Annotated in this window: 8 protein-coding genes; all 8 read right to left on the bottom strand. The window is 50.1% G+C overall.

What is annotated here, in order from left to right; translation table 11 throughout:
* On the bottom strand, positions 1 to 1,568 hold a 1,568-nt coding region (locus QL223_RS25705; protein WP_281546341.1), incomplete at its 3' end, for a type VI secretion system tip protein VgrG.
* A gap of 148 nt (positions 1,569 to 1,716) precedes the next feature.
* A complete protein-coding gene (locus tag QL223_RS25700) occupies positions 1,717 to 2,235 on the bottom strand; it encodes an Hcp family type VI secretion system effector (RefSeq protein WP_062667983.1) in 519 nt (172 codons plus the stop codon).
* Positions 2,236 to 2,557: 322 nt separating this feature from the next.
* Positions 2,558 to 2,842 (bottom strand): type VI secretion system PAAR protein, encoded by a 285-nt coding sequence (locus QL223_RS25695; protein WP_002542860.1) that lies wholly within the window; start codon positions 2,840 to 2,842, stop codon positions 2,558 to 2,560.
* A gap of 21 nt (positions 2,843 to 2,863) precedes the next feature.
* Positions 2,864 to 3,340 carry a hypothetical protein gene (locus tag QL223_RS25690; RefSeq protein ID WP_152442444.1) on the bottom strand — a complete coding sequence of 159 codons (477 nt, stop codon included), beginning with the start codon at positions 3,338 to 3,340 and terminating at the stop codon, positions 2,864 to 2,866.
* Positions 3,341 to 3,393: 53 nt separating this feature from the next.
* Positions 3,394 to 4,155: a hypothetical protein gene (locus tag QL223_RS25685; RefSeq protein ID WP_002542862.1), complete on the bottom strand. Its 762-nt coding sequence runs from the start codon at positions 4,153 to 4,155 to the stop codon at positions 3,394 to 3,396.
* Positions 4,155 to 5,561 (bottom strand): hypothetical protein, encoded by a 1,407-nt coding sequence (locus tag QL223_RS25680; RefSeq protein WP_002542863.1) that lies wholly within the window; start codon positions 5,559 to 5,561, stop codon positions 4,155 to 4,157. The genes QL223_RS25685 and QL223_RS25680 overlap by 1 nt, the downstream gene beginning before the upstream one ends.
* Positions 5,558 to 7,666 (bottom strand): type VI secretion system tip protein VgrG, encoded by a 2,109-nt coding sequence (gene tssI, locus QL223_RS25675; protein ID WP_281546340.1) that lies wholly within the window; start codon positions 7,664 to 7,666, stop codon positions 5,558 to 5,560. Before tssI ends, QL223_RS25680 begins: the two co-directional genes overlap by 4 nt.
* Positions 7,667 to 7,814: 148 nt before the next feature.
* On the bottom strand, positions 7,815 to 8,333 hold the full coding sequence (locus tag QL223_RS25670) for an Hcp family type VI secretion system effector (RefSeq protein ID WP_062667983.1): 519 nt from the start codon (positions 8,331 to 8,333) through the stop codon (positions 7,815 to 7,817).
* Positions 8,334 to 8,510: the final 177 nt, after the last annotated feature.

Here is an 8,510-nt window from a genome sequence, read left to right as displayed (position 1 = left end):
ACATCCAGATGGAGGTCATGCTTGATGTTGTCCTTGCGGTCATTCTCGACCAGCAGGTTCATGTCCTTCTGGGCATGGACATAGATTTCTTCCTGCCCCGCCTGGTCCTCAAAGCGCAGCTCGTTAAAACCTTCGCCCTGATGGGTTTCGGTTCTGAGTACCGTGCGCGTTTTGTTAGCGGGCAGCGGATAGGGAGGCACATTGGTGGCGTGATACGTGCGCCCGGTAACAATTGGTTGGTCCGGGTCACCTTCAAGGAAAGAGACAATCACCTCATGACCGATGCGGGGAATGGCCATCATGCCATACTGACCACCTGCCCAACCCTGAGAGACCCGTACCCAACAGCTTGAGGCATCATCACTGTTACCATAACGGTCCCAGGGGAACTGCACCTTCACCCGGCCATGTTCATCACAGAAGATTTCCTCGCCATCCGGACCGGTGACAATCGCGATTTGCGGGCCATGGACACAAGGTTTCGGTTGCGGAGTCGGACGCCAGGGTCTGTGTGCAGGAATGACCGAAAAGGTATTGTGGAACGTCGTCATGCCCTCACCGCCGGCCTCTTCCAGCGCCTGAGGCTGAGTGCCTTCACACTGGGTAGAGACCACCACCCAATCACGGTTCGTGGTCTCATCCGGATGGTCAACCAGGTCAAACAGCATGCCCGGCTGAACCTGTGGGACATTGCTTTGCGCCGTCGCCGTGATGGCATCACGTCTTAAATGCTCAAGACGATACTGGGTAAACGGCTTCCCGGCGGCGTCACTCTTATAACGCCCCGGGTAGTCATAATGCTCATACGTACCACGCTGGAAGGCCATCTCCGTGCCCGCGTGTTCATGTAAAAAGCCATAGGCCGGCTTTTTAAAACTGTAATCTTTCAGCTGCGCCGACGACGGTCTTGCCTGCGCCGAATACTGCCAGCCTTTCACGAAGTTCTCTTTCGATATCCCACCGACATTCACGTTATAAGGCAGCGCAAGGCCCGAGGCAGACAGGGTCTGGGTATCATCCGAGAACAGCACCGTGTGCTTGTCTTTACTGTGCAGGAAGCAATAGAAAATGCCCTCTTCCGCGGCAATACGTTCTAAGAACTCAAGGTCCGTCTCGCGGTACTGCACACAATACTCACGGGTCTGAGGTTTACCGGAGAGCGAGAACGCATAATCATCAATGCCCATCTCCTGCAGGAGAATACTCATGATTTCCGGGGCAGACTGCTGCTGGAAGATACGGCTGTTCTGACGAAGGGACAATCTGGCAAGGGACGGCACCATCTCCAGCGCATAACGGGTGTGATGGAAACCCGTATCGCCTCTCGAGAAACGGCGGACAATCCCGTGGAAGCGTTGCTTGAGCTCCCCGTCCTGCCAAATCACCAGTGTGACATTACGGTCCACCGTGTCATTTTCAGAGACGGCTTCATTACGGCTGGCCAGCTTGATATCAAAACAGAAAGGGGCCGAGAGATGGGCGTCGCCCTGAAAGTCGACCACCACAAAGGTGTCGTCAGGCAAGCCTTCGACGTTAAGAGTAAATTGGAGACCGCTTTCCGTAGCCATAGAGATACCCAGCAAGAACTATCCATTGCTTCTGAGAGACTTCAGAAGCTTCATCAGACGTCACTGTCTGACGACAAAACCCGCCGCAAGGGCGGGTGGGGTCAGAAAGGCCTGCTTCACAAAGAAACACGCCTTCTGCCAGGAAGCCTTAAGCTTCGATAGGCGCACGCCAGTCATCCGCACCGGAAGTACCCGCAACTGTGTGCTCCCAGTCAATCTTGCGGTAGGCCACAGAGACGGTCACCAGCTGAGTGAACTCTTTCTTCTGTGCGTCCTGACAGTGAGGCATGTTGCAATCGATATCGATGATGGTGCCGTCAGTCAGGATGGTGGAGAAGAAGTGCTCCTGCTTCCCTTCGACAGACGTGCGGTACCACTTGAGCTCAATCTTCGGCAGCATCTCACCGGAGGCCAGTGCGTTGTACATCAAAGGAACCGCTTTGTTCAGTGCTACGGTGAACTTGAACGGCTTGTGAACACGTTGGCCTGACGGCTGACCGCTTTGAGGGTCAGTGGGTACGGTCACGATGTGGTCAAAGGCTTGTACCAGCATCTCGTCTTCGTGGCCTTCCACGTAGATGTTACCGACAGAGTCAGCGGTGAAGGCACCGGCAGTGATGTTGCCCTGGGTTTTGCCTTCGATGGCGATATAACAAGGAGTTGGCATCTTAATTTCCCTATAAAAATTCGGAGGAGGTTGTTTACTACGTGGGTAATAACGCAAGGGGTGTGCCAGTGATGGAGTTCAATGAAAACAGTGAGTTAGCCTAATCATGGAAAGAGGAGAGCAAGGTATTGCTTGTGGTTTGGGCGAAAAGTTGCTCAGCGAGCAAGATTTGGCCGGATTGGTCAGGTTGATTTGAAGTGAAATAGGAAGTTTCTGGGGCTAGGTATTTGAATTGGTGAAGGTTGATACCGCCCAATACATTCAGAGATTAGGCGGTTAGTTTGGTAAGATAAACTAAGAAAGGTAAGAGTAATACAACAGGTTAACCGATATTTACTGTGCCGCCGCCAATAACTACGCCACCGCAGCTTACTGGGTCTCCCGTTCTTGCTACGGGTTTTCCATCAGCAAAAACCGTCGCTGAACCTGCCGCAATACTTCGACCATGTGGAGGGTGCTTAGGTTTGTCATGAGGTGCCAGTGGGTCGCCCAAACGGCAAACTGGGATACCATCAATTTTAACTGTGCCAGAGCCAGCGGTTGTTGGCGTTGGTGGGAAACCATCGTGGTCTGTTCCCGTATCCCCCAGTCGAACTGCATTTCCCATGACTTATTCCTTATTAAATTCTTAGTTTTTAACCAAAGGGACAATACCCAACAGCCTGCTAAAGAAGAAAATCTTACTTTCAGCGAGCTCAATCTCTGTTTCCGAAGCACAGAGTATCTGGCGGATTTTGTATTTCGGCGTGAGCGTGATAATGGCTTTTTGGTTCTGATCATCAACAAATTTCAGTGCGGATTTACCGGATGCCGTCACCTCGGCGACATCAGCACCGGCGGATGAAGCAGCTTTTTCGATTAACGCGAGGTCTTTAGAGGGTGTCACTAGACATTTCGCATCATTTAGCTCGGAGCTACCCATCATAAGATATTCCGCAAACTCTGCTCTTTCAGTCCTATCCATTTCTTTCGCGAGGTAGATGTCTCCATCATTTTCGATGGCGAGCTTACCGCTGAACACACCCACGACATACTGTTGAGACGTCGATGAGTCGGCAGGTGTGGAGTAGCTTCCCTCTAACGATGCAAAGGCCTTAATAGGCATTGAGATACATGTGAGTACTAATGCGACTAATAGGCAACCTCTTTGAGTGATCATCATTCGTTACTCAATGTATTGTTCTTTCCCCATTTCTTAATAAACGCTGTCATGGGGTATATGTAGACCATACCAGCTGTTGTCAGGGGGAGAATCGCAAAAAAAATGATGATCGCGTGAGATGAAACCTCAGGAGAACTAGGCTGTAGTATTTCAACTAAGGCAAGAAGTACAAAGCCTGCACTTGCTCCAAACAATAGAGCTGCAATACACAGTGAGACCAGTATGGATTTGAATATTTTTAAAAAAAGTGATGCGATGGCGTTGGTTGGGGCTCGAAATGAGTGAAATACTCCAGCAGAGATAGTTTCAGTGCCGTTTGCATAGTCATTAGTGAACATGCCTGCTCGTGTCATCTTCTGGTTTAGGATTTCAGTGCTGAAATAGTATTTTCCAGAAAGAAAAGCGGTTAAACCAGAGATTAGACAAGTCGAAGCCATAACTAAATAAGGTGTTCCTGGGAGTGATTCGATGAAAAAAAGAGGAAGCAAGCTCATAGACAAGTAGACGCTCAACAATGCCTTCCTTAATGTTGAAGCCCAGTATCTTATTGGATTACTGTCTTTGTCATTTCGACCAGCAAGGTGGAAATAAAAAAATATAAAAATTAACAGTACTACGAAAATGCTCTGAAATAGGAACTTCTCGCTGTTTACTGCGTACAGGCTCAATGTAAGCGACAAGCATAAAATTGAAATGAAGATTGAAATAAAACTCGCCACATTTACGGCTTTTTTCCCAGTGTTGAGCATAGTTACCACTAAAATCTACCTCCAAGACCTCTACCACCCAAACCTCTCATCCAAGCATCCAGTTGATCAAGTGAATCGCTGCAGAATAGAGCACAATAGCCATTCGGGTCGTTTTCTCTCAAAGACGATTTAAAGTCTTGTTCCCATCGATCTACCATACCTTCAAGGTCTTCAAACGAAAAGCTGAGTAGGCTATCAATGATATCAACAAAGCCTCGACCTATCTTGCGGGCACCTTCTTTTATACCCAGTTGGGTATCAAGGAAGTCTAGCCCAACTCCAACGACAATCGCTACAGCAGCACCAACTGCAACAACGGCAAGAACCGGTGCGCCAGCAACGGCCGCTAAAAATGCACTTGCTGCAAGCAGACCGACAAAGCCCGCAGCCCAAACTTTCACAAATGTCACGCCTAGCATGCCAAGGAGACCTCCCCAATTCTTCTCCGGGTCATCATCTTTCATGAAAGCGTGGACATCAAATGCTGCTGCTATGGCAAAGCCGACAAAATTACCAGATTTTAGTGGCATACTTCCTGCCACGGCTGATTTGGAAGCGCCGCTAACATTACCATCGATAATATCTTTAGCTATCTCGGAATAACTTGAAATATATGTCATCTTTTTGTTTTTTACGCCATACATTACGGCTGTAAGGAAAGTGCGAGAACGATGGTTTCCCTTGAACACAATCGCTGGTTTCCCACCCCATGAGGAAATGTTCTTTATTGCAAACTTCCCTTGAAATATAACCTCTTTCAGAAAGTCTCTTGCGGCTTTAATACCGAACTCTTTGCCGTGACTAACCGTTTGTCTGATAGCTACAGCTAATTCGTTTCCCACTGTGGCTACCGAATTCTGCAGAAATGACTCCTTTAGCCAAGAAATTTGGCCATCAGTCAATGTGTCAACACTATAGATACCCTCATCGCTAATAGCTTGTATATGAGGGGCGCTAGGAATAACAGAAATAAGGTCAATTTCTGTATTTCCAAGTGCATTGTCGGGCAACAATATTCTTGCGTCGAGTGGTGGTGTGTCAGGAGAAAAGGGTACTCTTGGGTTTGGTTCTGGCGCTATGTTTTTTGGTTGACCAACAACTAAACCTCCGCGAAGCTCGGCTGGAGATGTAAGCAACGAAGAGTCAATATCTTCTATAAGTGTTGTTTTCTCGCCGTTGACTTCTATTTCAAGTTTTCCTGTGGTGCCCGCAAGGCTATTGTCTAGCAACGTTGGCCTGTCTGAGGTTTGAGGAAGTGGAGGGGAGGCTTGGCCGTTAACATAATACTTAACATCCAAGTTACCATCACCGGTGTTTTCGAGCCAAAACTGATTACCCATCGGGGCTCGAACGACTAATGGTTCTGAATCACTGGAAGGTGTGGTGCTCCCTTCACTGGCTAATCTCCAATTCATCCTTCATCTCTCAAGTAAACTTTAAAGGGTTGTGGTTCTTCGCCAGACTCAACGAAGTAAGCAATGCCATTTTTGTCAGATTGACCCTCAAAGGCAGTTCCGTCAGCGAGTTCGATTCGATAATCAACAAATGGAACAGGTTCTTCAGACTTGTCATGAAGTATCATGACCCGTCGATTAAATGCGCGTTGTTCGTTTGGCAGCATAGGTTTGAGCCCCCCAAACCCGCTGCCACTTCCCGCACTGCCTCCTGAGTTGAGGTTCACGACAGGGCCTGAAATATGAACCCCTGCAGGGTCCAGTTTTACAAAGCCTGCGGCTGTTTTGACGGTAATTTCTGTGCCTGCTTCGATGATGACTTTGTCGCCCGCTTTATGGTGAATCTCGGTGCCTGCTTCGAGCAGTTGTTTCTTTCCTTGCTTGATATGCAGTGAGGTATCGACTGTCAGGCTGATATCACCTTTCACATGCTCTTTGGATTGCCCATCGACCGTCAGGTGGTCATCCACCTTAATATGCTGGAACCTTTCATTCTCGACATCCAGATGGAGGTCATGCTTGATGTTGTCCTTGCGGTCATTCTCGACCAGCAGGTTCATGTCCTTCTGGGCATGGACATAGATTTCTTCCTGCCCCGCCTGGTCCTCAAAGCGAAGCTCGTTAAAACCTTCGCCCTGATGGGTTTCGGTTCTGAGTACCGTGCGCGTTTTGTTAGCGGGCAGCGGATAGGGAGGCACATTGGTGGCGTGATAAGTACGCCCGGTAACAATTGGTTGGTCCGGGTCACCTTCAAGGAAAGAGACAATCACCTCATGACCGATGCGGGGAATGGCCATCATGCCATACTGACCACCTGCCCAACCCTGAGAGACCCGTACCCAACAGCTTGAGGCATCATCACTGTTACCATAACGGTCCCAGGGGAACTGCACCTTCACCCGGCCATGTTCATCACAGAAGATTTCCTCGCCATCCGGACCGGTGACAATCGCGATTTGCGGGCCATGGACACAAGGTTTCGGTTGCGGAGTCGGACGCCAGGGTCTGTGTGCAGGAATGACCGAAAAGGTATTGTGGAACGTCGTCATGCCCTCACCGCCGGCCTCTTCCAGCGCCTGAGGCTGAGTGCCTTCACACTGGGTAGAGACCACCACCCAATCACGGTTCGTGGTCTCATCCGGATGGTCAACCAGGTCAAACAGCATGCCCGGCTGAACCTGTGGGACATTGCTTTGCGCCGTCGCCGTGATGGCATCACGTCTTAAATGCTCAAGACGATACTGGGTAAACGGCTTCCCGGCGGCGTCACTCTTATAACGCCCCGGGTAGTCATAATGCTCATACGTACCACGCTGGAAGGCCATCTCCGTGCCCGCGTGTTCATGTAAAAAGCCATAGGCCGGCTTTTTAAAACTGTAATCTTTCAGCTGCGCCGACGACGGTCTTGCCTGCGCCGAATACTGCCAGCCTTTCACGAAGTTCTCTTTCGATATCCCACCGACATTCACGTTATAAGGCAGCGCAAGGCCCGAGGCAGACAGGGTCTGGGTATCATCCGAGAACAGCACCGTGTGCTTGTCTTTACTGTGCAGGAAGCAATAGAAAATGCCCTCTTCCGCGGCAATACGTTCTAAGAACTCAAGGTCCGTCTCGCGGTACTGCACACAATACTCACGGGTCTGAGGTTTACCGGAGAGCGAGAACGCATAATCATCAATGCCCATCTCCTGCAGGAGAATACTCATGATTTCCGGGGCAGACTGCTGCTGGAAGATACGGCTGTTCTGACGAAGGGACAATCTGGCAAGGGACGGCACCATCTCCAGCGCATAACGGGTGTGATGGAAACCCGTATCGCCTCTCGAGAAACGGCGGACAATCCCGTGGAAGCGTTGCTTGAGCTCCCCGTCCTGCCAAATCACCAGTGTGACATTACGGTCCACCGTGTCATTTTCAGAGACGGCTTCATTACGGCTGGCCAGCTTGATATCAAAACAGAAAGGGGCCGAGAGATGGGCGTCGCCCTGAAAGTCGACCACCACAAAGGTGTCGTCAGGCAAGCCTTCGACGTTAAGAGTAAATTGGAGACCGCTTTCCGTAGCCATAGAGATACCCAGCAAGAACTATCCATTGCTTCTGAGAGACTTCAGAAGCTTCATCAGACGTCACTGTCTGACGACAAAACCCGCCGCAAGGGCGGGTGGGGTCAGAAAGGCCTGCTTCACAAAGAAACACGCCTTCTGCCAGGAAGCCTTAAGCTTCGATAGGCGCACGCCAGTCATCCGCACCGGAAGTACCCGCAACTGTGTGCTCCCAGTCAATCTTGCGGTAGGCCACAGAGACGGTCACCAGCTGAGTGAACTCTTTCTTCTGTGCGTCCTGACAGTGAGGCATGTTGCAATCGATATCGATGATGGTGCCGTCAGTCAGGATGGTGGAGAAGAAGTGCTCCTGCTTTCCTTCGACAGACGTGCGGTACCACTTGAGCTCAATCTTCGGCAGCATCTCACCGGAGGCCAGTGCGTTGTACATCAAAGGAACCGCTTTGTTCAGTGCTACGGTGAACTTGAACGGCTTGTGAACACGTTGGCCTGACGGCTGACCGCTTTGAGGGTCAGTGGGTACGGTCACGATGTGGTCAAAGGCTTGGACCAGCATCTCGTCTTCGTGGCCTTCCACGTAGATGTTACCGACAGAGTCAGCGGTGAAGGCACCGGCAGTGATGTTGCCCTGGGTTTTGCCTTCGATGGCGATATAACAAGGAGTTGGCATTGTAATTTCCCTATAAAAATTCGGAGGAGGTTGTTTACTACGTGGGTAATAACGCAAGGGGTGTGCCAGTGATGGAGTTCAATGAAAACAGTGAGTTAGCCTAATCATGGAAAGAGGAGAGCAAGGTATTGCTTGTGGTTTGGGCGAAAAGTTGCTCAGCGAGCAAGATTTGGCCGA

Source organism: Grimontia sp. SpTr1 (assembly GCF_947387585.1).
In the GTDB taxonomy this organism is placed as follows: domain Bacteria; phylum Pseudomonadota; class Gammaproteobacteria; order Enterobacterales; family Vibrionaceae; genus Enterovibrio; species Enterovibrio indicus.
The sequence above is the reverse complement of the archived record's forward strand: the minus strand, read 5'-3'. Positions and strand labels throughout refer to the sequence as shown.

Excerpts from the sequence above, each read along its gene's own strand:
- QL223_RS25700 (WP_062667983.1), bottom strand. The coding sequence starts at position 2,235 with ATGCCAACTCCTTGTTATATCGCCATCGAAGGCAAAACCCAGGGCAAC.
- QL223_RS25695 (WP_002542860.1), bottom strand. The coding sequence starts at position 2,842 with ATGGGAAATGCAGTTCGACTGGGGGATACGGGAACAGACCACGATGGT.
- QL223_RS25690 (WP_152442444.1), bottom strand. The coding sequence starts at position 3,340 with ATGCCTATTAAGGCCTTTGCATCGTTAGAGGGAAGCTACTCCACACCT.
- QL223_RS25680 (WP_002542863.1), bottom strand. The coding sequence starts at position 5,561 with ATGAATTGGAGATTAGCCAGTGAAGGGAGCACCACACCTTCCAGTGAT.
- tssI (WP_281546340.1), bottom strand. The coding sequence starts at position 7,666 with ATGGCTACGGAAAGCGGTCTCCAATTTACTCTTAACGTCGAAGGCTTG.
- QL223_RS25670 (WP_062667983.1), bottom strand. The coding sequence starts at position 8,333 with ATGCCAACTCCTTGTTATATCGCCATCGAAGGCAAAACCCAGGGCAAC.